The 21,203-nt window shown below is 61.5% G+C and carries 18 protein-coding genes; 10 read left to right on the plus strand and 8 right to left on the minus strand.

The window, feature by feature from the left end:
- Positions 1–523: 523 nt before the first annotated feature.
- Together ACST81_RS09670 and trxB are read right to left on the minus strand one after the other, a co-directional pair.
- Positions 524–1,420, minus strand: a complete 897-nt coding sequence (locus tag ACST81_RS09670) for a LysR family transcriptional regulator VtlR (protein WP_438752773.1) — start codon at positions 1,418–1,420, stop codon at positions 524–526.
- A 115-nt stretch (positions 1,421–1,535) separates the two neighbouring features.
- On the minus strand, positions 1,536–2,516 hold the full coding sequence (gene trxB, locus ACST81_RS09675; protein WP_438752775.1) for a thioredoxin-disulfide reductase: 981 nt from the start codon (positions 2,514–2,516) through the stop codon (positions 1,536–1,538).
- Positions 2,517–2,857: 341 nt separating this feature from the next.
- Here trxB and ACST81_RS09680 point away from each other — a divergent pair, with 341 nt between their 5' ends.
- Genes ACST81_RS09680 through ACST81_RS09705 form a run of 6 tightly spaced genes read left to right on the plus strand, consistent with a single transcriptional unit; the run spans position 2,858 to position 7,564 of the window.
- Positions 2,858–3,859 carry a glycosyltransferase family 2 protein gene (locus ACST81_RS09680; RefSeq protein WP_438753468.1) on the plus strand — a complete coding sequence of 334 codons (1,002 nt, stop codon included), beginning with the start codon at positions 2,858–2,860 and terminating at the stop codon, positions 3,857–3,859.
- A complete protein-coding gene (locus ACST81_RS09685; RefSeq protein ID WP_438753470.1) occupies positions 3,856–4,398 on the plus strand; it encodes an acyltransferase in 543 nt (180 codons plus the stop codon). Before ACST81_RS09680 ends, ACST81_RS09685 begins: the two co-directional genes overlap by 4 nt.
- Before the next feature lie 56 nt (positions 4,399–4,454).
- Positions 4,455–4,925: an Lrp/AsnC family transcriptional regulator gene (locus ACST81_RS09690; RefSeq protein ID WP_438752778.1), complete on the plus strand. Its 471-nt coding sequence runs from the start codon at positions 4,455–4,457 to the stop codon at positions 4,923–4,925.
- Between the two features lie 58 nt (positions 4,926–4,983).
- The gene (locus ACST81_RS09695) at positions 4,984–5,685 is read left to right on the plus strand and encodes an FkbM family methyltransferase (protein ID WP_438752780.1); all 702 of its coding nucleotides are present in this window, start codon (positions 4,984–4,986) and stop codon (positions 5,683–5,685) included.
- Positions 5,686–5,697: 12 nt separating this feature from the next.
- Positions 5,698–6,534, plus strand: coding sequence for a glycosyltransferase family 2 protein (locus tag ACST81_RS09700; RefSeq protein WP_438752781.1), 837 nt, complete (start codon positions 5,698–5,700; stop codon positions 6,532–6,534).
- A gap of 7 nt (positions 6,535–6,541) precedes the next feature.
- Positions 6,542–7,564, plus strand: coding sequence for a glycosyltransferase (locus ACST81_RS09705; protein ID WP_438752783.1), 1,023 nt, complete (start codon positions 6,542–6,544; stop codon positions 7,562–7,564).
- A gap of 341 nt (positions 7,565–7,905) precedes the next feature.
- On the opposite strand, the gene ACST81_RS09710 is transcribed toward ACST81_RS09705, so the two are convergent.
- The gene (locus ACST81_RS09710; RefSeq protein ID WP_438752784.1) at positions 7,906–8,955 is read right to left on the minus strand and encodes a glycosyltransferase family 4 protein; all 1,050 of its coding nucleotides are present in this window, start codon (positions 8,953–8,955) and stop codon (positions 7,906–7,908) included.
- A gap of 83 nt (positions 8,956–9,038) precedes the next feature.
- Positions 9,039–9,515 (minus strand): transcription elongation factor GreA, encoded by a 477-nt coding sequence (gene greA / locus ACST81_RS09715; protein ID WP_438752787.1) that lies wholly within the window; start codon positions 9,513–9,515, stop codon positions 9,039–9,041.
- A 258-nt stretch (positions 9,516–9,773) separates the two neighbouring features.
- Between greA and ACST81_RS09720 the strand changes: the two genes are divergently transcribed.
- The 4 genes from ACST81_RS09720 to ACST81_RS09735 all read left to right on the plus strand — a co-directional run bounded on the left by ACST81_RS09720 (position 9,774) and on the right by ACST81_RS09735 (position 12,960).
- A complete protein-coding gene (locus ACST81_RS09720; protein WP_438752790.1) occupies positions 9,774–10,073 on the plus strand; it encodes a hypothetical protein in 300 nt (99 codons plus the stop codon).
- 14 nt (positions 10,074–10,087) lie between these two features.
- Positions 10,088–10,432, plus strand: coding sequence for a hypothetical protein (locus tag ACST81_RS09725; RefSeq protein WP_438752791.1), 345 nt, complete (start codon positions 10,088–10,090; stop codon positions 10,430–10,432).
- An 18-nt stretch (positions 10,433–10,450) separates the two neighbouring features.
- Positions 10,451–11,431 carry an SDR family oxidoreductase gene (locus ACST81_RS09730; RefSeq protein WP_438752793.1) on the plus strand — a complete coding sequence of 327 codons (981 nt, stop codon included), beginning with the start codon at positions 10,451–10,453 and terminating at the stop codon, positions 11,429–11,431.
- A gap of 89 nt (positions 11,432–11,520) precedes the next feature.
- Positions 11,521–12,960, plus strand: coding sequence for an MFS transporter (locus tag ACST81_RS09735; RefSeq protein ID WP_438752796.1), 1,440 nt, complete (start codon positions 11,521–11,523; stop codon positions 12,958–12,960).
- Between the two features lie 6 nt (positions 12,961–12,966).
- On the opposite strand, the gene ACST81_RS09740 is transcribed toward ACST81_RS09735, so the two are convergent.
- The 4 genes from ACST81_RS09740 to ACST81_RS09755 form a co-directional block, all read right to left on the minus strand.
- Positions 12,967–14,511 (minus strand): MFS transporter, encoded by a 1,545-nt coding sequence (locus ACST81_RS09740; protein WP_438752797.1) that lies wholly within the window; start codon positions 14,509–14,511, stop codon positions 12,967–12,969.
- A gap of 370 nt (positions 14,512–14,881) precedes the next feature.
- Positions 14,882–18,370, minus strand: a complete 3,489-nt coding sequence (carB, locus tag ACST81_RS09745) for a carbamoyl-phosphate synthase large subunit (protein ID WP_438752799.1) — start codon at positions 18,368–18,370, stop codon at positions 14,882–14,884.
- A gap of 174 nt (positions 18,371–18,544) precedes the next feature.
- Entirely contained in the window at positions 18,545–19,954 is a 1,410-nt protein-coding gene (locus ACST81_RS09750) for an adenylate/guanylate cyclase domain-containing protein (RefSeq protein ID WP_438752802.1), read from the minus strand.
- A gap of 76 nt (positions 19,955–20,030) precedes the next feature.
- Positions 20,031–21,059, minus strand: coding sequence for a zinc-dependent alcohol dehydrogenase family protein (locus tag ACST81_RS09755; protein WP_438752804.1), 1,029 nt, complete (start codon positions 21,057–21,059; stop codon positions 20,031–20,033).
- Positions 21,060–21,203 lie beyond the last annotated feature (144 nt).

The following is a 21,203-nucleotide window of genomic DNA, read 5'->3' on the forward strand; positions in this document are numbered from 1 at the left end:
AGGGCCACTGGAGAACCGGGCCCTTTTTAGGTGTGAAGGTCAAAGCCTCCAGAGGGGAACAGCTGCTGCGGTGGTACTGGGAGGAGAAGGACCACCATGCGCATCAGCTGTAACTGATATGGGGCGGATCGCGCCGGTTTCAATGACATTCGTCACAAAAAATCTGCAACTTTAGCGATGTGATTGAATCCAAGGCAAAAAAAGAGGGCCACAAGAAAACTTGGGCCCTTTATAGTTATGAAGGTAATTAAACCTCCAGAGGGGAACAGCTGCTGCGGTGGCACTGGGAGGAAAAAAGCCACCAAGATGCATCAGCTGCAGTCGATATGCTGGTTTTTTGGGCGCGCCGCAATCACTGAATGTGCATGACAGCCATGTGTCCGACGCACCCCTGCGCAAATTTCAGGCGATTTCAATCCCTTGCGGTCCCCCGAATTCTGCGGTTCTGGGAAAAAATCAGTTAAAACAGCAGTTTGTCTAGAAGGAATATAGAGAGCGTTTTTTGTGCAGGTGCGAAGACGAATTAGAAGTTCCAGTTACGGGCCTTGGCGACGATGAAATCGCGAAAGACTTTCAGCTTGGCGGCGTTCTTCATTTCGTCCGGATAGCAGAAATAGGTGTCGAACGACGGAATGTCGGCACCGATCGGAAGTTGAATGAGGCCGGGATCGCGACCGACGATGTAGTCCGGCATCATTGCGATGCCAATGCCGAGCAGGCAGGCGCGCTTGATCGAGGTCTGGCTGTTGATCTGCAGGTGCGAGGCGCGCGGATTGTCCGAATCGCGGCCGGCGATTTCCAGCCAGTTGACGTCAAGCAGATAGTTCGGCGCCGGTTCGCCGAAGGTAATGATGCGATGGTTGTCGAGGTCCTCGATCGATTGCGGCTCGCCATATTTGTTGATGTAGGAGGGGGCCGCGTAGACATGCATGTGCACGGTGAAGAGCTTGCGCTGGATCAGGTCCGATTGCTGCGGCTGGCGCAGCCGGATGGCGCAGTCGGCATGGCGCATGTTGACGTCCAGTTCCTCGTTGTCGAGGATGAGTTGGACCTGCATGTCGGGGTAGAGCGACAGGAATTCCTGGACCTTGTCGGTCAGCCAGCCCTGGCCGAGGCCGACGGTCGTGGTGATGCGCAGCTTGCCGGTGGGCTTGTCGGTGTTTTCGGTCAGCTGGACCCGAACGCTTTCGAGCTTCATCAGCACTTCATGGGCGGTCTTGTAGAGGATTTCGCCCTGTTCGGTGAGGATGAGGCCGCGGGCATGGCGATGGAACAGCTTGATGCCGACATCCTGCTCGAGCGAGGAGACCTGCCGGCTGATGGCCGATTGGGAAAGATGCAGCTTGTCGGCCGCATGGGTGAATGATCCCGCTTCCGCCGCCGCATGGAAAATGCGCAGTTTGTCCCAGTCTAGCGGCATGCCGTCCCCCAATAAATGCTCGTGGCGGAGAACGGCCTCGTTGTTCCCCGCCATAAGGCTGATTGTCTGTTCCCACTCGGGAGCAGCCTTTGACCGCTCCGATTATTCGCGGCTTCTATTCGGCCGCAATTGCGACAGGCATGTGGCCCGCCAGATATTTTTCCGCTTCCAGTGCCGCCATACAGCCCATGCCGGCCGCCGTGATCGCCTGACGATAGATGTCGTCGGTCACGTCGCCTGCGGCATAAACGCCGGCCACGTCAGTGGCGGTCGAATCGGGGGCTGTCCAGAGGTAGTCATTGGGCTTCAGGCGCAGCTTGTCCTTGAAAAGCTCGACCGCCGGCGCATGGCCGATGGCCACGAAGACGCCGTCGATCGGCATGTCGCGGGTCGCACCCGTCTTGGTGTTGCGCAGCCTGACGCCGCTGACCGAGGCCGGCATCGGCGGCTTGGCCGGCGTGCCGGTATATTCGGTAACCTCGTGGTCCCAGATGATCTCGACGTTCTCCTTGGCGAACAGGCGTTCCTGCAGGATCTTTTCGGCCCGGAAATGATCGCGACGGTGCACGACCGTCACGGTCTTGGCGAGGTTCGACAGGTAGAGCGCTTCCTCGACCGCCGAATTGCCGCCGCCGACGACGATGACGTTCTTGTTGCGATAGAAGAACCCGTCGCAGGTGGCGCAGGCCGAAACGCCGAAGCCCTGGAAGGTCGCTTCGCTTTCGATGCCCAGCCATTTCGCCTTGGCGCCGGTGGCGATGATCAGCACGTCGGCCGTCCAGTCGGTGCCGCTGTCGGTCTTCAGGCGGAAGGGACGAACCGACAGGTCGACGTCTGTAACGAGATCATTGACGATCTCGGCACCAACATGCTGTGCCTGCTTGAGCATCTGCTCCATCATCCACGGACCCTGGACCGGATCGGCATAACCCGGATAATTCTCGACATCGGTGGTGATCATCAACTGGCCGCCTTGTTCCATGCCCGCGATCAGCACCGGATTGAGCATGGCGCGCGCCGAATAGATCGCAGCCGTGTAGCCGGCCGGGCCGGAGCCGATGATGAGAACTTTCGTGTGTCGGCTTAGGGCAGTCATGGTCTTGGTCCTTCGATCGCCAGAACGGTATAGCATCGTCCGGCTTCGTCCAATGGTGAGAAATTGAGCTCTAGTTTAGGGATTCCCACGCCCCTGTTTCAAGGGCGCGTCGGTTGATACACACAGATGTGTTGCCCGATTGGCCTTTCGGATCGAGGTTTTTGTGCATGACACTGCCCGAACCTCTCGTTTTTCCATCACAATACGTGTTACCGACAAGACTTGATCCACACGTGCCCGGCAGGGCAGAACGGGCGCCAAGCGGGACAGAACGGGCAGTGAACAAGCGGCAATCCTCATATCCGTTCAAGGAAAACGGCGCTTTCGACTACAGGCGCTCGCTGTTTCACCGGTTCCAAACCTGGCTCGACAGCCGCCGTGTCGCGGCACGGCGCAACAGCAAGACCGAAACCGTGCCACTGGCACCGTTGTCGCCAGCGGCATTCCGGCCGCTCACGGCGCACGATATGCCGCTGCTGTTTCTGGCGCATAACGATCTCAAATTCATGCGCTCGCTGCTCGCCCATTACCGCGCACTCGGCGTCACCCGATTCATCTGCGTCGACGATCAGTCCGATGATGGGACGCGCGAACTGCTCTGTGCCCAGCCTGACGTCGATGTCTGGACGTCATCCGTGCGTTACGGCGAGGCGCGGCGCGGCAAGCTCTGGCGCGAGGCGCTGTTTGCGCGCTACGGCAAGAACCGCTGGTATCTCAATATCGATGCGGATGAATATCTCGTCTATGACCGCTGTTTCGAAAAGCCGCTGCCGGAGCTGATCGCGCGGCTCGAAAGCCTCGGCCAGCGCCGGTTCGCGGCACCGATGATCGATATGTATCCCGGCGGGGCCGTCAGCGCCTTCGCCTTTGACGGCTCGACCGACGCCATGCCCTGGGAGGTCGCCGACTGCATCGATGGCGACGGTTATGTCATCGAGAAGCACAAGCGGTTCCTCAGCCTTGCCGGCGGTCCCCGGAGGCGCAAGTTTTCGGCGGAAGCCGAAATGATGAAATATCCGTTGATATACTGGGACGACGCCTGCAGCTTCGGCATCAGCATCCACCAGCCGGTCCCCTTCGACCGCAATTTCGCGCCGATCGCTGGCGTGTTGCTGCATTTCAAGTTCTTCGCCGATTATCACGAGAAGACACAGGCGGCCGTCGCCGACAAGCAGTATTTCGGTGGCGCCCGTGAATATCAGCGTATCCTCGACACGGTCGCCGCCAGCGGCGACCTTGATTTCGTGTATGACGGCACGTTGAAATATGCGTCGCCCGAGCAACTCGTCGAGCGCGGCTTCATGCGGTCCATCTGGTCGCCCGGATATGGCGGGAAGGGCTGACCGGCATGCGGATCGGGTCGCTCTCCCATTATTACTGTCTTCTGCGCGGATTGCTGCTGCCGGGACGTCTGCGCGTCGGCCGCAAGGCGCAAATCCGCTGGGGCGCCTTCATCGATGCCTATCGCGGGCGCGTGGTCATCGGCGACAGGCTCAAGATCCATCGCGGCGGGTTCATCGACGCGCAGAAGGGCAGTATCGAGATCGGCTCCAATGTCTCGATCAATCCCTATAGTATCCTTTACGGTCTCGGCGGCATCAGGATCGGCAACGACGTGCGCATCGCCGCCCATGTCGTTATCGTGTCCTTCGACCACCGCTTCGACGATATCTCCAAGCCGATTACCATGCAGGGCGTCGTGGCAAAACCGATCGTCATCGAGGACGATGTGTGGATTGGCGCCGGTGCGAAGATCCTGGGCGGCTCGCATATCGCCAAAGGCTGTGTCATCGGTGCGAATGCAGTGGTCAAGGGCACGACGGAGCCCTATGGAATTTATGTTGGCAGCCCGGCGCGCCTTTTGAAGCGTCGCGGGCAATAGTAAGAATAAGCAATCCGCGATAGTCGGATCAAAAAAGAAAAACGGGAACCTTGGCCATGGTGATGCGCGTCGAACTTGATGCAATCGATATGAAGATTTTGCGCGAGCTCCAGGACGACGGGCGGATGACCAATGTCGAGCTTGCCGAGCGCGTCGGCATTTCCGCGCCGCCCTGTCTGCGCCGTGTCCGCAAGCTGGAAGAGGCCGGCATCATCCGTGGTTACCGCGCGCTGCTCAACGCACCGGCCCTCGGCTACGATCTCGTCGCCTTCTGCATGGTCGGCCTCAAGCACCAGTCGGACGCCAACTTGAAGGCCTTCGCCAAGCAGACGGCCAACTGGCCACTGGTGCGCGAGGCCTGGATGGTCTCCGGCGAATCCGATTTTCTCCTGCAGTGCGTGGCCGAAAACCTTGCAGGCTTTCAGGATTTCGTTATTGAAGAGCTCACGGCCACGGACAATGTGGATACCGTGCGGACAATGCTGACCATTCGTCAGGTCAAGGACGTCGCGCTCATCGAGATCTAGGCGCCTCGTGGCAGTTGCTGCATCGGCGTCTCCGGTCATCACGATAGGATCAGGTATTTTGAAAAGACTGCTGCGATCGCTGCGCAAGAGCATCCGCTACATGTTCAACGTTCGCACCGTCCGGCTTGGCGGGGTAACGATTGATACCACCGTCGGGCATATCCCTGAGAATGTCCGTGAGTTGATCTTTCGCGAAATCTACGAGGACACCGAGCGTGACCTGATCGCCAAAATCCTGAAGCCTGGCATGCGGACGCTGGAAATCGGCACCGGCATCGGCTTCGTCAGCCTCGTTGCCCAGCGCATCTGCGGTGAGGGCAATGTCTATTGCTACGAGGCCAATCCGGAGCTTGAGCCGACGATCAAGCGGAATTTCGCGCTGAACGGCATGACGCCCAACCTCACCATGAAGGCGGTGACGGTCGATGGCGCGCCGATTACCTTCTTCAAGAGCGACAATATCATCTCGTCCAGCCTCTACGACCGCAAGCGCGACGACAAGCAGATCGTCGTTGAGGCCGAGGCGCTTGCCGACGTTCTGGAAAAACACGATCCGCAGACCCTGATCATGGATGTTGAGGGCGCCGAGATCGAACTGCTCGCGGTCGATCTCAAGAACATCGCCCATATCATTGTCGAACTGCACCCCCATATCGTCGGCGAAGAGGCAATTTCAGCGCTGGTATCGAGCCTTGCCGCGCGCGGCTACAAAATGCTGAGCAGCAACCGCAAGACCTCTCATTTCGCGCGCGCGGCCTGAAGGACGCCCTTAATGGCACCGAAACTCCCGCTATCCGCCTTCATCATCTGCCAGAACGAGGAAGCCTATCTCGGCAATTGCATCGAGAGTCTCGAGCGCTGCGCGGAAATCGTCATCGTCGATTCCGGCTCGACCGACGGTACGGCGGCTCTGGTGCAATCCTATATCGACAAGGGCTGGCCGGTCCGCTTCCTGTTCGAGCCTTGGCGTGGTTATGCCGGGCAGAAGCAGTTCGCGCTCGAACAATGCGCTGAAGCCTGGTGCCTGAACATCGATTCCGACGAGCGGCTGGACCAAACCTTGCAGGCGCTGCTGCCGACCCTGCTTGAGGCTCCAGCCGATACGGTCGGCTGGCGCATTGCGCGGCGGCCCTATCTGATCGGTTATGGCTACACGCCGGAAAAGGTCCGCGAGCGCAAGAACCTGCGGCTGATCCGCAAGGGCAAGGGCGCCTATGATCTGGCGCAGAAGGTGCATGAGGGTATCGTGCCGGATGGTAAGGTGGAACCGGCGGCGACCGGCAGCCTGCTGCATTACCGGCCGCTTGTGATCGACGAGCAGATCCTCAAGGAAAACAAGTATTCGACCCTGAAGGCCGACCAGCATTTCGCCGCCGGCAAGCCGCCGCGTCCCTGGAAGATGCTGGTCAGCCCATGGCTCTATTTCTTCCGGCTCTATTTCCGCAATGGCCTCTGGCGCTGCGGTTTTCCCGGTTTCATCGAGGCAGCGACCGGCGGCGTTTATGCATTCCTGACGCAGGCGAAGATGTTCCAGCGGCATGCGCTCAAGAACCGGCCGAATTTCGACGATCAGGATTTAGACAGCGTGCGCGGCAAGCGCGGCAAATGAGGACGCCATGAAGGTCATGCACTACCATTTCGGCAAGGAAGGCGGCGCCGAGCGCTTCTTCGTCCACCTCGTGCATGCGCTCGCCCGGCGCGGCGTCGAGCAGACTGCCGTCATCCGTCCGAACCGCCTGTGGCGCAAGGATATCGCGCCCTATGCACGGCTTGTCGAAAGCAATTTCCGCAATCTGTCGCCGGATCGGCTGCTGCTGCCGATGAAGGTCATGCAGATGGCCAAGGCGGAAAAGCCGGACGCGCTGTTTTCCTGGGCAACGCGCGCCAGCCGCCTGATGCCGAACTACAAGGGCTGCATCAAGATTTCCCGTCTTGGCGACTACCCGACCAATCTCAGCTATTTCAAGAATACCGACATTCTCGTCTGCAACACGCCCGGGATCGGCGAGCATGTCCGCCGCATCGGCTGGACGCGCGGTGTCGAAGTGATTTCCAATTTCACCGATACCGAACGGGTCGCGCCTATCGATCGCAAGAGCCTGGATACGCCGGAGGGTGTGCCGGTGGTGATGTCGATGGGCCGTTTCGTGCCGCGCAAGCGATTCGCGCTGTTGACCGAAGCGGTTGCGAAGCTGCCGGGTGTGTTTCTGTGGCTCGCTGGTGATGGCGAGGAAATGGAAAATGTCCGCAAGCGCGCTGCCGATCTGGGCGTCACCGATCGCGTGCGCTTCCTCGGCTGGCAGACGGACACGCGGCCTTATGTGGCCGCGGCCGATATCTTCGTCATGCCCTCGAGCCACGAGCCGCTCGGCAATGTTATCCTCGAAGCCTGGGCTCAGGAAAAACCTGTCGTGTCCAGCCGGTCCGAAGGCCCGGTCTGGTTCATGCGCGACGGCGAAAACGGTTTGTTGGTCGATATCGATGATACTGACGGTTTCAGCAAGGCGATCGAGCGATTGATCAACGACCGACAACTGGCCGATCGGATCGCAATGGGTGGCCGAGAAGCCCTGATGGAGCAGTTTTCCGAGGAAGCCGTCGCCAACGCCTATCTGGAACTGTTCAAGCGCAAGCCTTGAGATTTTTGGGCAAGGGGTGAGGTTGCCGGCGTGCCGCTCACCGCGCGATATGACAGCGTAAGCGCAACACGACCGGATTTCTGGCGCGATTGCCCCTCACCCTACAGCGCCGTGCGTCATATATGACGCACTCAGGTTCGCTGTAGCACTTTATACCTGCTGCATAATTTCATCCTTAAACCGATTCCGGTTTAAGGAATTATGCAGTAACCCACTCCCCGCAGGCGGGGCGAGGGGACGACGGAGTTTGCCGCTTGTCCCTTCTCCCCGTCAAAACGGGGAGAAGGTGGCCGACAGGCCGGATGAGGGGCGGTCGGAGGCATCGCATCGACGTTCCAGCCTCAATCGTTCAGCAGTTTCTCATAAACCGCCGCGATTGCCGAAGCCTCCCGCTCGATGGCGAAATTCGCGTGGACATGGTCATGGCCGTTCCGGCCATGGCGCGCCGCCATGTCTGGATCGGCGAGATAGGGGCGGATTGCGTCCCGCAGGGCTTCGTAATTGCCGGCGGGCACGACGGTCCCGGTCTGCCCGGGAACGATCATTTCCTCGTAAGCGCCGGCAGTGGAAGCCACCACGGCCGTCGTTGAGGCCATCGCCTCCAACGGCGTCAGGCCGAAGCCTTCGTTGCGTGATGGTGCGACATAGAGGGACAGGCGCCGGTACCAAGGCTTGATATCGTCGACCTCGCCCATGAAGCGAATGCGATCGCTCAGTCCCGCAGATTTGACCAGGTTTCCCACCTCATCGCCGAAGCCGCGATGTTCGGCGGTGACGCGGCCGCAGACGACGGCCGTCCAGTCCGGATAGAGCGGCAGCAGTTCGACCATGGCACGCACGAAAAGGTCCGTGCCCTTCTGGTGGCGGACCCGGCCGAAGCAGCCGATCAGGTGTTTGCCGGGCAGTCCGGTGGCCGCGATCGTGTCATCCGGCGTCGCCGGCGGATGGAACATGTCGAGATCGATACCGTGCTGGATGACGGTGTGCGGCATCTGAAGAAAAGAGCCGGAGCGGGAGGAGGTCGCGATCACAGCGTCCATTTTCGAGATCAGGAAACGCGTCCAAGCGGAATGGCGGCGCTGGGCCGCCGATGTAAAAAGAAGCTTCAGCGGCATGCGCAGGATATCGCGCAGGAAAAGTCCGGGCAGCATCTCGATGTTGCGCCGGGCATGCCAGACGCGGCGGCGGCGGCGTAGCGGAGGTTTGTGAAGCCTGAGAAGATCGCTGAAGCGGACATGCGGCATGGTTTCCGGCAGGCCGGGGCCGACGGTCGCGATCTTCTGGCCGCGCGCGCGCTGGACCGGAACGAGTTGGACGATCGTCGACGTCACGCCGGAGAGGCGGCGCTTAAAGTTCGGCGCGATGATCTCGACGTCGCTGATATCTTCCACGATCGGATGTCCTTGCCGGTCTCAATGAAAAGCCCGGAGCGGCGCTGCGCCGTCCGGGCTTTCTGGATTCAACGATCGGGAGTTCAGCCCCAGTTGATCGCGAGGATCTCGTAGGCCTTTGAGCCGCCGGGGGCGACGACTTCGATGGAATCACCGACTTCCTTGCCGATCAGCGCGCGGGCGATCGGCGAGGAGATCGAAATCCGGCCCTGCTTCACGTCGGCTTCCTGATCGCCGACGATCTGGTAGGTCTTGTTCTCTTCGGTGTCCTCATCGACAAGCTTGACGGTGGCGCCGAACTTGACCGTCGTGCCCGACATTTTCGACAAGTCGATGACTTCGGCCCGCGCGACGTAGTCTTCTACTTCGCCGATGCGGCCTTCGTTGTGGCTCTGGGCTTCCTTGGCGGCATGATATTCCGCATTTTCCGAGAGGTCGCCATGGGCGCGCGCTTCGGAAATGGCTTCGATGATCCGTGGGCGCTCTTCCTGCTGGCGCCAACGCAGTTCTTCCTGCAGCTTGACGAAACCGCTCTGAGTCATCGGCACTTTTTCGACCATTTCACTGTCCTTCATAGTCCATGCTTTTGTCGCCTCAGGCGGCATCAGCACAAAAGAAAACGGCCCCCGGAGCGTTAACTCCGGAACCGTCCGAAACATTTGAACAATGCTTATAACAGAAAGCGCGGTGCAAAAGCCAGATTATTCGAAGGTGGCGGTCCCCCGAAAAATCGGAGCGGTGACTCCGCCCTGCCCATTCAGCGCATACGGAACAAACGGCACCTACGTTCGTTGGTGATGCAGGACAGGGATACCATCATGCAGAGCCCATCACCGGAACACCTGGAAGGCAAGTTGAACGCCCATCGCAAGCTTCTCGTGGCGATGGCCGCCTTCATCGCCGAAAGCAGCGAAGGCAGGGCCTTCCTGAACCGCCTGTCGCGCGATTCCGAGACGGTCTCCGACCACGAGGAGGATCCGGGCATCGAGCCGGACAGCAGCTTTGCGATCCAGCAGATCGCCGATGATGAGATGCAGTCGATCATCAAGGCAGCGCTGTCACGAAGCTTGGCGGTCGAGCGGCACGAAGAGCAGAGACGCCGGAACATGGCGCCATAAAACGAGGACGAATCATGCAGGAGAATATCAGGCCGCAGGAGACGCTGAAGCTGTATCGGCTGGTTCCTGTCGCCGCACCCGATGATCCCAACTGGGGTAATGCCGACAATCAGGGTGAAATCCTCGTCCGCGCCTTTTCCCCGGCCGATGCCCGGATCACCGCCGCCGAAGCCGAACTCGATTTCACCGAGATCGATTCGCTGCCCGCCGAGGGCAATTCGACGCGCGATGCCAGCGCGTTTCGCAATGAGCGTCTCTATTCGGTGATCGAGGAGCAAGGGTCTGCCGAAGGTGGCCCGCGTGGTGTGGTAGAGGGTACGGTTTCCGTCGGCACGATCAAGCCCACGCAGATTTCCTGAGAAGATAAGGAGAGCAACATGGCCGTCCGGTCCAACGCCGCCGCCCGCACGGCGGAAAAACAAAGGGATATCCAGGAGCAGGTGGCAGAGGCTGATGCCAAGGACAAGAAGGGGAAGTCAACCAAGCCAAAGGCGATGCAGGCCGGCGCCCGGCTCTATCCTGTCCCACCATTTCCCAAGCAGCACCAGCCCAAGCCCGGCGCCGAATACAAGCTCGATCCCGCGCCGCTCTACGAGGCGCCTTTCTACAAGGGATCCGGCAAGCTCGACGGCAAGGTGGCGCTGATCACCGGCGGCGACAGCGGCATCGGTCGCGCCGTGGCGGTCCTGTTTGCTCGCGAAGGCGCCGACGTGGCGATCCTGCATCTCGCCGAAGGACGCGATGCCGAGGATACGGTCAAGGCGATCGAGGCCGAGGGCCGCAGGGCGATGACCATTCCCGGAGATGTCAAGGACAGGGCATTCTGCCAGAAGGCAGTGGCAGCCGTGGTCGAGGTGTTCGGCAAGCTCGACATCCTCGTCAACAATGCTGCCTTCCAGGTTCACACCGCCGATGTGCTCGACCTGACGGAAGAGCATTTCGACGAGACGCTGAAGACTAATCTCTACGGCTATTTCTTCATGGCGCAGGCGGCGGTTCCGCACATGAAGGAGGGGAGCGCCATCGTCAACACCGGCTCGGTCACCGGCATCGAAGGCAGCAAGGAGCTTCTGGATTATTCGATGACCAAGGGCGGCATTCACGCCTTCACCAAAGCCCTGTCCGGTCAACTCGTGCCCAAGGGCATCCGCGTCAATGCGGTCGCGCCCGGTCCGGTCTGGACGCCGCTCAATCCGTCCGACAAGGAGGCGGAGGACGTGTCGAAGTTCGGCGCCAATACGCCGATGAAGCGGCCGGCTCAACCGGAAGAGATCGCGCCAGCTTATGTGTTCCTCGCCTCGCCGCAATGCTCGAGCTATATCACCGGCGAGGTGCTACCGATCATCGGCGGTTACTAAGGCGGTCTGCAAAAACTTTGAAGAGGGGCCTTTACCTCAACTTAGGTTGAGGCTCTAAACGTCATGCTTGCCCTGACGATGAGGACAACATGACAAGCAATGACACGACAATCGAGGCAGAGATGCCGGGCACCGACAGCGGGCAGTGGAGCGAACTTTTAAAGCCCCGCTATCTCGCCTCAACGATCACGCTCTGCCTCGGCGTCGCGCTGTTCGCCTTCAACGAGTTCTTCGTCTCGACGGCATTGCCGACGGCGGTCGAGGAACTGGGTGGGGCGGCGCTGCTCTCCTGGGCGATCACCTTCTACCTGGTCTTTGCCATTATCGGTGGCATGACGGCCGCCAATCTCAAACAAAGATTCGGCGCGCGGTTGACGCTGCTTGTGGCCGCCGTCGTCTTCGTCGTCGGCACGATGCTGGCTGTGACCGCCACCGCCATGCCGCAGGTTCTGGTTGGGCGCTTGCTGCAGGGCGCGGGCGAGGGGGTCGTCGCCGCCCTTTGCTATGCACTGATCCCTGAGCTTTTCCCCTCGCGTCTCGTGCCGAAAGTCTTCGGCGCCGAGGCGATCGTCTGGGCAAGCGCCGCCTTTGCCGGGCCGCTGGTTGCCGGCGGGTTGACCGAACATCTGTCCTGGCGCGCCGCCTTTTTTATCAGCGTGCCGGCGGCAGCCCTGTTCTGCCTGCTGGTTCTGATCATTGTTCCGCGCGCTGGCGCAGTACCGTCGCAGGCAAGGCCCCTTCCTTTCCTGCGGCTGGCCGCTGCCGGTTGCGGCATTCTGCTGATCTCGGTGTCCGCTGCGGTTGCGTCCATCAGCTTGCAGATGCTCCTGCTCACCATCGCGGCGATCATCCTCATTGTTTCGGTTCGGCTCGATCGCCGCTCGGCGTCGCCGGTGCTGCCATTGGCCGCCTTCTCGTTTAATCATTCGCTTGGCACCGGCCTTTGGGTCGTCTTCGCCATGCCGCTGTTCCAGTCTGTCGGTGCCGTGTTCATCGTGTACAGCCTGCAGCATCTCTGGGGACTTGGGCCGATGGCCGCCGGCGGTCTTTCGGCGGTCATGGCGATCTTCTGGAGCTTGGTTGCCATCGGTGTTGCGTCCATCCATTCGCATGCCTTGCGCAATCGCATCATGCAAGCCGGGCCTATCCTGTTGGCGCTCGGTCTTGCAATCTTGGTGGCGGCGCTCTGGACCGGCGTTCTCTGGCTGGTTCCGTTGGCACAGGCGCTGATCGGCAGTGGTTTCGGCATCTGCTGGGGCACGCTCAGCCAACTGATGATGGACGTGTCTGGTGATACCGAGCGCGACCGCACGTCGGCCATGTTGCCGACCCTGCAATCGGCGGGTTATGCGATCGGCGCGGCCGTCTGGGGCTTCATCGCCAACGCCAGCGGTTTCGCCGAGGCTGCACCGGAGACCATCAGGCACGCCATGCTTATCGTGTTTTCGGCGTCGGCCATCCTGTCGCTCACGGCCATCTGGTTCGGAGTTCGAACCGTCCGCCTTGCTCGGGCGGAGGGCAGAATCTGACGGGGATCAGTGCGCTGTCAGTGTGCTTTCGTCGAGATGGGCGCGGGCGTAGATGCGCTTGGCGATGATCGCGAGCGCCAGCAGCGTCACGGCCGCCAGCGCGCAGCACACGGCAAAACCGAGCGAGAAGGCGCTGCGGGCGGGGTCGAGCCAGACTGGCGCGCCCGGTCCCAACGTCTTCGCCGTCTCGACGGCGCTCGCAAGCGTCGCGGATGCCGCTTCCTCCTGCTGTGGCGACAGGCCGGTGAGATCAACGCCCGACATCATCACGCGGTAGATCAGCGTGCCGAGGCTGCCGAGCAAGGCAACACCCAGCGCGCCGCCGAACTCGGCGCTGGTTTCGGAAAGAGCCGAGGCCGATCCCGCCCGTTCCGGCGGTGCGGTGCCGACGATCAGTCCGGTTGTCGTCAGGATCACCGGCACGAAGCCGATGCCGAGGATCATGCTGGCGGCGAGTACGCCGACAACCGTCTCGCAATAGGCGGCGACCGCCATGACGGCGGCTCCCACCGCGTTGATCACAAGGCCGATCAGCACCGTCCGGATCGGGCCAAGTTTGCCGGTGAAGCGATAGGACTGCAGCGACATGACGGTGAAAACGAGGGATGACGGGATCGACCAGATCGCCGCCTCGAGAGGCGACAGGCCCCCGACAAGCTGCAGGAACAGGTTCTGGTAAAGGAAGATACCGAAGATGAAGAAGACGCCGGCGAGGTTGACGGCAAGTGAGGCGGTAAAGGCCGGAATGCGAAAGAGCTGAAGGTCGATCAGCGGATGGACGAGTGTCTTCTGCCGCCGGATGAAGGCATAGCCGAACGCCAGGCCGATCGCGACTGCCACCGGCTGGTCCATTCCGAAGCCATAAGCCGCCAAGTGCTTGAAGCCGTAGATGATGGGCAAGACGGACGCGAGCGAGAGGACCACGCTGACAAGGTCGAGGCTACCATCATCGTCGTTCTTGTATTCCGGCAGAAGCAGCGGCCCAACGATGAGCAGGGCCAGCATGACCGGGATGTTGATGAGAAACACCGATCCCCAGTGGAAATACTGCAGCAAGAACCCGCCAAGCAACGGCCCGACCAGTCCTCCGAGCGCAAAGGCCGTGCCCCAAATGCCAATGGCGCGATTGCGTTCGCCCTCGTCCTTGAACAGATTGACGATCAGCGACAATGTCGAAGGCGCGACGGTCGCGCCGGCAATGCCGAGCAGGGCGCGCGAGGCGATCAGCTGCTGCGCCGTCGATGAAAAGGCTGCGAGCGCCGACGCGATCCCGAAGGCAAAAGCGCCGGCCATCAGCACGCGGCGGCGTCCGACCCGGTCGCCCAGCGTCCCCATCGTCACCAGGAAGCCGGCAACCATGAAGCCGTAGATATCGTTGATCCACAAGAGTTCGGACGGGCTCGGATCGAGATCCGTAACGATCGCCGGCATGGCGAGGAACAGCACGGACAAGTCCATGGAATAGACCAGGCAGGCGATCGACAGCACACAGAGCCCGACCCATTCACGCTGTCCGGCCCGCTCGCCCGTCGTCTTGACCGCCTGCTCCATCGCCCGTCTCCCTGATCATGCGGGGCGCACTTTCGCTCGCAAGGCAGAAGATGGCAATGTTCGAATAAAAGAGAAGAGGGTGCCTCATGGGCACGCTTCAGACTGCTGACAAATCCGGAAGCTGGTGATCGGACGACAGCGAAACCCCACACTCCGTCTTCCTCGCCCTTGTGGCGGGGATCCAGCGACCCGACGTCCGTCGGGTCAAAGGACTCTTTCAGCCCATGGCTTGGGCTGGCTGGATGCATGTGACGAGCACAGAAATGCCGGAGGAAATGGCAACCGCAGAACGTCCATAGCGACTTTCAAAGTCGTCAGAAAAAGACTTTGTCAGAAATATCGAGGGCGCCTCATGGGCGCCCTCGGGAGATTATGCGAAATAGCTCTGCAGTGTCCGTACTTCCAGGCTTCCGGCCTTCAGGGCCTTGATGGCCCGGGCGGCGGCTTCGGCGCCGGCCATGGTAGTGTAATAGGGCACCTTCTGCATCAGCGTCGCCCGGCGCAGCGATTTCGAGTCCGAGATTGCCTTGGAACTGTCCGTCGTGTTGATGACCAGATGGACCTGCCGGTTGCGGATGGCGTCCTCGATATGCGGGCGGCCCTCCTGCACCTTGTTGACCTTGGTGGCGGTAATGCCCTTTTCAGCGAGGAACCGCTGGGTGCCGCCGGTCGCCATCACCTTGAAGCCGATATCGGTGAGGATGCGGATGGCAGGCAGCACGCGCTCCTTGTCCTCGTCGCGCACCGAAACGAACACCGTGCCCTCGCGCGGCAGGTCGACGCCGGCGCCGAGCTGGGCCTTGGCGAAGGCCAGCGCGAAATCGGTGTCGAGGCCGATGACCTCGCCGGTCGAGCGCATTTCCGGGCCGAGCAGGATATCGACGCCGGGGAAGCGGGCGAAGGGGAAGACGGCTTCCTTGACGGCAATGTGCTTCAGGTTGCGCGGATCGGGCTTTTCGCCATAGGCGGCGATGGCAGCGTCGAGCTTCTCGCCGGCCATGATGCGGGCGGCGATCTTGGCGATCGGCGCGCCGATGGTCTTTGCGACGAAAGGCACGGTGCGCGAGGCGCGCGGATTGACCTCGAGAACGTAGATCGTGCCGTCCTTGATGGCATATTGCACGTTCATCAGGCCGCCGACATTGAGCGCCTTGGCCATCGCCTTGGTCTGCCGCTCCAGTTCGTCGACCATCTCGTCCGACAGCGAGTAGACCGGCAGCGAGCAAGCACTGTCGCCCGAATGGATGCCGGCTTCCTCGATATGCTCCATGATGCCGGAGACGAACACCGTCTCGCCGTCGCAGAGCGCATCGACGTCGACCTCGACAGCATTGGTCAGGTAGCTGTCGAACAGAAGCGGGTTCTTGCCGAGCAGCGTGTTGATCTGGCCGGTCTTGTCGTTCGGATAGCGCTGCTTGATGTCTTCCGGCACCAGTTCCGGCACGGTGTCGAGCAGGTAGGTCTGCAGCATCGATTCCGAATGGATGATCTGCATGGCGCGGCCGCCGAGAACATAGGACGGGCGCACCACCAGCGGGAAGCCGATTTCGGAGGCAACGAGGCGGGCCTGCTCGACCGAATAGGCGATGCCGTTGTTCGGCTGGTTGAGGTCGAGCTTCATCAGGAGCTTCTGGAAGCGGTCGCGGTCTTCGGCGAGATCGATCATGTCCGGTGCGGTGCCGAGGATCGGGATGCCGTTCTTTTCCAGCGCCTCGGCAAGTTTCAGCGGTGTCTGGCCGCCGAACTGGACGATGACGCCGACCAGCTCGCCTTTTTCCTGTTCGGCGCGCAGGATCTCGATCACGTCCTCGGCCGTCAGCGGCTCAAAATAGAGCCGGTCGGACGTGTCGTAGTCGGTCGACACCGTTTCCGGGTTGCAGTTGACCATGATCGCCTCATAGCCGGCATCCTTCAACGCGAAGGCGGCGTGGCAGCAGCAATAGTCGAACTCGATGCCCTGGCCGATCCGGTTCGGACCGCCACCGAGGATGACGACCTTCTTGCGGTCGGATATCTGCGCTTCGGAGCGCGCAACGCCGTCAAACGGCATCTCGTAGGTCGAATACATATAGGCCGTCGGCGAAGCGAATTCGGCGGCGCAGGTGTCGATGCGCTTGTAGACCGGGCGCACATTCAGCCGGTTGCGCAATTCCGCCACTTCCTTCGGGCGGCTCTTGGCAAGCGTCGCCAGCCGCGCATCGGAAAAGCCCATGGCTTTCAGCATGCGCAGGTTCTCTGCATCATCCGGCAGTCCGTGCTCGCGCACCCGCGCTTCCATGTCGACGATCGCCTTGAACTGGGCGATGAACCAGGGATCGATCTTCGAGCCGTCATGCACATCGGCTTCCGACATGCCCATGCGCAGCGCCTGTGCGACCATGCGCAACCGGTCCGGCGTCGGCGTGCCGATGGCGGCGCGGATGGCGTTGTTGTTGTCGCCTGAATCGTCGAGGCCCGGAATCTCGATCTCGTCGAGGCCGGTGAGGCCTGTTTCGAGGCCGCGCAGCGCCTTCTGCAGCGATTCGGCGAAGGTCCGGCCGATCGCCATGACCTCGCCGACCGATTTCATCGCCGTCGTCAGCGTCGTGCCGGCGCCGGGGAATTTCTCAAAGGCGAAACGCGGGATCTTGGTGACGACATAGTCGATCGACGGTTCGAACGAGGCCGGGGTCGCGCCGCCGGTAATGTCGTTGTCGAGTTCGTCGAGTGTGTAACCCACCGCAAGCTTGGCGGCGATCTTGGCGATCGGGAAGCCGGTTGCCTTGGAAGCCAGCGCCGACGAACGCGACACGCGCGGGTTCATCTCGATGACGACGAGGCGGCCGTTCTCGGGATTGACGGCGAACTGCACGTTCGAGCCGCCGGTCTCCACCCCGATCTCGCGCAGCACCGCGATCGAGGCGTTGCGCATGATCTGGTATTCCTTGTCGGTCAGCGTCAGGGCAGGGGCAACCGTGATCGAATCGCCGGTGTGCACGCCCATCGGGTCGATGTTTTCGATCGAGCAGATGATGATGCAGTTGTCCGCGGTGTCGCGGACCACTTCCATTTCGTATTCCTTCCAGCCGAGCACCGATTCCTCGATCAGCACTTCGGTGGTCGGCGAGGCGTCGAGACCGGAATTGACGATCTCGAAGAATTCCGAGCGGTTATAGGCGATGCCGCCACCGGTGCCGCCCATGGTGAAGGAGGGGCGGATGATCGCGGGAAGACCAATGGTGTCAAGCGCCTGCGCGCCGATCGCCATGGCATGGCTCATATAGCGCTGCTTGCGGTCGGTCTCGCCGAGGTTCCAGTGGTTTTCCAGTTCGTCCAGAGCCTTGTCGAGGGCCTCGCCGGAGAGCGAGGCCTTCAGCTTTTCGCGCTCGGCGACATGCACCTTGCGGTCGGCATCCTTGATCTCGGTGGCGTTGGCGAGCAGCGATTTCGGGGTTTCCAGTCCGATGCGGTCCATCGCCTCGCGGAACAGGGCGCGGTCCTCGGCCATGTCGATCGCGGCGGGCTTGGCGCCGATCATCTCGACATTGTAGCGGTCGAGCACGCCCATGCGCTTCAAGGAGAGCGCCGTGTTCAGCGCCGTCTGTCCGCCCATGGTCGGCAAAAGCGCGTCGGGGCGTTCCTTGGCGATGATCTTGGCGACGACTTCCGGGGTGATCGGTTCGACATAAGTCGCATCCGCCATGTCCGGGTCGGTCATGATCGTTGCCGGGTTGGAGTTGACCAGGATGACCCGGTAACCCTCTTCCTTCAGCGCTTTGCACGCCTGGGTGCCGGAATAATCGAACTCGCAGGCCTGGCCGATGACGATCGGACCCGCGCCGATGATGAGGATCGATTTGATGTCTTGGCGCTTTGGCATGGGTTCTATCCGCTTTTCGGCTTGCGCGAAAAACCGGCCAGGGTGGGAGATCACCGGCCGGGGGGCGCATGCTTGGTCTTTTGAGGCTAGAAGCGGCTTATAGGGAAATGTGCGCCCAAGCGGAACCCCGAAAATGCGGCAATCGACAGGAAAGTTGCGGCGATCACCAAGCCTTCAAGGGATGGTGAAAATATTGATCTGGTCGGTAATGCCGCGCAGCGCCACGGGATGGGAAGTCGGCATCAGGCCGGAGGCGGCGAGCACGCGGGACGCGCCGGGGTCGTCCAGCACGGAGCGGGTGGCGAAGATTTCGTGAGATGTGGCGAGATGCTGGACCCGCGAGGCGATGTTGACGGTCTGGCCAAAATAATCCTGCCGCTCGTTCAGGCTGACGGCGATACACGGTCCCTCGTGGATACCGATCTTCAACAGCAGGTCCTCGTTGCCGCGATCGGCATTGAGGCTGCGCATCGCCTCGCGCATCCGCATGGCCGCGATGACTGCCCGGTCGGGCGTCGGGAAGGTCGCCATGACAGCGTCGCCGATCGTTTTCACCACGGCGCCGGCCTCGGCGCTGACGATCTCGTGCAGGATGCCGAAATGGGTCTTCACCAGATCGAAGGCGGCGAGATCGCCGACGCGCTCGTAAAGTTCGGTCGAGCCTCTGAGGTCGGTGAACAGGAAGGTGAGGCTGGTGATTTTCAGGCGCTGGTCCACGCCGAGCGTATCGGTGCGGTAGATGTCGCGGAAGACCTGGTTGGAAAGGATGCGCTTGGCCGTCAGGAACGGGCGGCGCTTGCCGAGCAGATCGTGCAACGCATCGTTGGCGATGCAGACGGAGGGCAGGGTGCGACCGCCGGTATGGTTTTCGACCGTGACGCGCACCGGGCCGGGCTGCAGTTCCAATGTTTCGCGGTGCTGGTGGCCGCGGTCGAATACGAGTGAAAGTGCTGTGCGTTCCCTGGTCGGCGGCCCTTTCACGTCAATGAATTGTGCCGCATGGGTTACCGGTTCGAAGATGATGATGAAACCTTCCGGCAGTTGCAGCGAGATGACCGCCTTTTCTCCAGCCGGCAGTTCCAGCGTCTCAAGCAGGAACTCGTCGACCTTTTCCTCGTAATCGTCTTCCGGCATGTCGACGCCCGACCCCCAGTAGATCTGGCGAAAATATTCGAGCGGCGGCAAGGTGTGGGGATTGTGGGCTTCGATGTGGCGGATCCGCGGGCTGACCGTGAACGTCACCTCGACCATTTCGTCCAGCGTCGGCTCGTAACCGGCGGCGCAGAGCGCGCAGGTATATTGATCGCTCTGCACGGTCTTGAGCGACGTATTGGCGTCGAGCACGCCGCCACATCCCGGACAAAGGATGTTCCATGACATGTCGAAAAGCCCGAGACGCGAGGCATGAAGGAAAGCGTTGATGGTCTGTTCGTCGTCGAGCCCGTGGCCAGCGGCGAAAGCCAGCGCGTTGACGCGTCCGAGCTTGCGGTCGGGTGCCTCATGCACGAGCCGTTCGATGGCATCGACAATGTCGGACTTTGCCGATTGGCGCAGCACCGAGAAGAGGGACTGGGCTTCACTCATATCGGCACTCTACACCAAATCCGGCGTGGCGGCATATTAGTTTCGCGTGATGTTTCCCGGGCAGGCCCGGTTTTTGCTACCCCTTGCCAGCCACCACCAGCACCTTCACTTCGCCCGGCGCCGGCGGGTGGCGGATCACCTCCGGTGCCTCGTCCAGCGAAATCTCCCGCGAGATCAGCGCCTCGACATCGATCCGGCCCGAAGCCACCAGATCGGCGGCGCGGCGATGGGTGTGGGGGTTGATGAAGGAGCCGAGAACCCGAAGTTCGCGGAAGAGGATGTCGAACGGCTCGATTGACACCTTGTCACCCTGCGCCATCACGCTGAGGATCACCACCGTTCCGCCCGCCTTGGCGAGCCGGGTGGATTGCTCGACAGTCTCGGCCACCCCGGCGCATTCGATCACCACGTCCACGCCGCCCGGCACCAGTCCGTCCGGTCCGGTGATCTGGGCGATGATGTCACCGGCGGATGGGTCGACGCTTCCCGTGGCGCCCAATCGTTCGGCCAGCTTCCGCTTGGCCTCCTGCCGCGTCGAGAGAATGACGGTGGTCGCGCCGGCAAGCCGCGCCAGTTGCACAGTGAGCAGCCCGATGACGCCGCCGCCGAGCACGACGACAGAGGAGCCCGCCTTGATCTCCGCCATGTCGATGCCGTGCAGGCAGCAGGCGAGCGGCTCGCAGAAGGCGCCGAAGCGCGGATCGAGCGATAGCGGGATCTCGAAGGCCTGCTTTTGCGGCACGATGACATAGTCGGCGAAGCCACCGTCCCGGCTGATGCCGATGGCCTTGAGGTTACGGCAGAGATTGATGCGTCCGGCCTGGCACTGCGGGCAGCGGCCGCAGGAAATGTTGGGATCGCCGGTAATGCGGGCGCCGAGCTTGAAGCCCTGCACGTCCGCGCCCATCGCCTCGATGATGCCGGAAAATTCATGGCCGAGCGTTACGGGCGGTGTCGAGGGGAATTCGCCGTGTAGCAGGTGGCGGTCGGTGCCGCAGATGCCGCAGACCTCGACACGCACCAGAAGGTCGCCGGGGCCGGGAACGGGCTTGTCCACCTCGCGCACGAACAGATTGCCGATCGATTCCAGACGCATGGCCTTCATGTACCGTTCCTCCCAAAACAAGCGAGATTATTCTTGCATGCGCGATCGCCCGCTGCCAACGGCTGCCCTTCACGCACTTCGCTAATTTCTGCGTGTGGTTAAACTTTGTTGTTTTAGCCTTGCACAAAATCGTCTCTGGCGCGT

It is taken from the genome of Pararhizobium sp. O133 (assembly GCF_051669845.1).
Lineage (GTDB): Bacteria > Pseudomonadota > Alphaproteobacteria > Rhizobiales > Rhizobiaceae > Pararhizobium.

What these genes read in the sequence shown, in the direction of transcription:
- ACST81_RS09735 (WP_438752796.1), top strand. Translation starts at nt 11,521, where the DNA reads ATGACAAGCAATGACACGACAATCGAGGCAGAGATGCCGGGCACCGAC.
- trxB (WP_438752775.1), bottom strand. Translation starts at nt 2,516, where the DNA reads ATGACTGCCCTAAGCCGACACACGAAAGTTCTCATCATCGGCTCCGGC.
- ACST81_RS09725 (WP_438752791.1), top strand. Translation starts at nt 10,088, where the DNA reads ATGCAGGAGAATATCAGGCCGCAGGAGACGCTGAAGCTGTATCGGCTG.
- ACST81_RS09750 (WP_438752802.1), bottom strand. Translation starts at nt 19,954, where the DNA reads ATGAGTGAAGCCCAGTCCCTCTTCTCGGTGCTGCGCCAATCGGCAAAG.
- ACST81_RS09755 (WP_438752804.1), bottom strand. Translation starts at nt 21,059, where the DNA reads ATGAAGGCCATGCGTCTGGAATCGATCGGCAATCTGTTCGTGCGCGAG.
- ACST81_RS09690 (WP_438752778.1), top strand. Translation starts at nt 4,455, where the DNA reads ATGGTGATGCGCGTCGAACTTGATGCAATCGATATGAAGATTTTGCGC.
- carB (WP_438752799.1), bottom strand. Translation starts at nt 18,370, where the DNA reads ATGCCAAAGCGCCAAGACATCAAATCGATCCTCATCATCGGCGCGGGT.
- ACST81_RS09720 (WP_438752790.1), top strand. Translation starts at nt 9,774, where the DNA reads ATGCAGAGCCCATCACCGGAACACCTGGAAGGCAAGTTGAACGCCCAT.
- greA (WP_438752787.1), bottom strand. Translation starts at nt 9,515, where the DNA reads ATGGTCGAAAAAGTGCCGATGACTCAGAGCGGTTTCGTCAAGCTGCAG.
- ACST81_RS09740 (WP_438752797.1), bottom strand. Translation starts at nt 14,511, where the DNA reads ATGGAGCAGGCGGTCAAGACGACGGGCGAGCGGGCCGGACAGCGTGAA.
- ACST81_RS09700 (WP_438752781.1), top strand. Translation starts at nt 5,698, where the DNA reads ATGGCACCGAAACTCCCGCTATCCGCCTTCATCATCTGCCAGAACGAG.
- ACST81_RS09730 (WP_438752793.1), top strand. Translation starts at nt 10,451, where the DNA reads ATGGCCGTCCGGTCCAACGCCGCCGCCCGCACGGCGGAAAAACAAAGG.
- ACST81_RS09705 (WP_438752783.1), top strand. Translation starts at nt 6,542, where the DNA reads ATGAAGGTCATGCACTACCATTTCGGCAAGGAAGGCGGCGCCGAGCGC.
- ACST81_RS09670 (WP_438752773.1), bottom strand. Translation starts at nt 1,420, where the DNA reads ATGCCGCTAGACTGGGACAAACTGCGCATTTTCCATGCGGCGGCGGAA.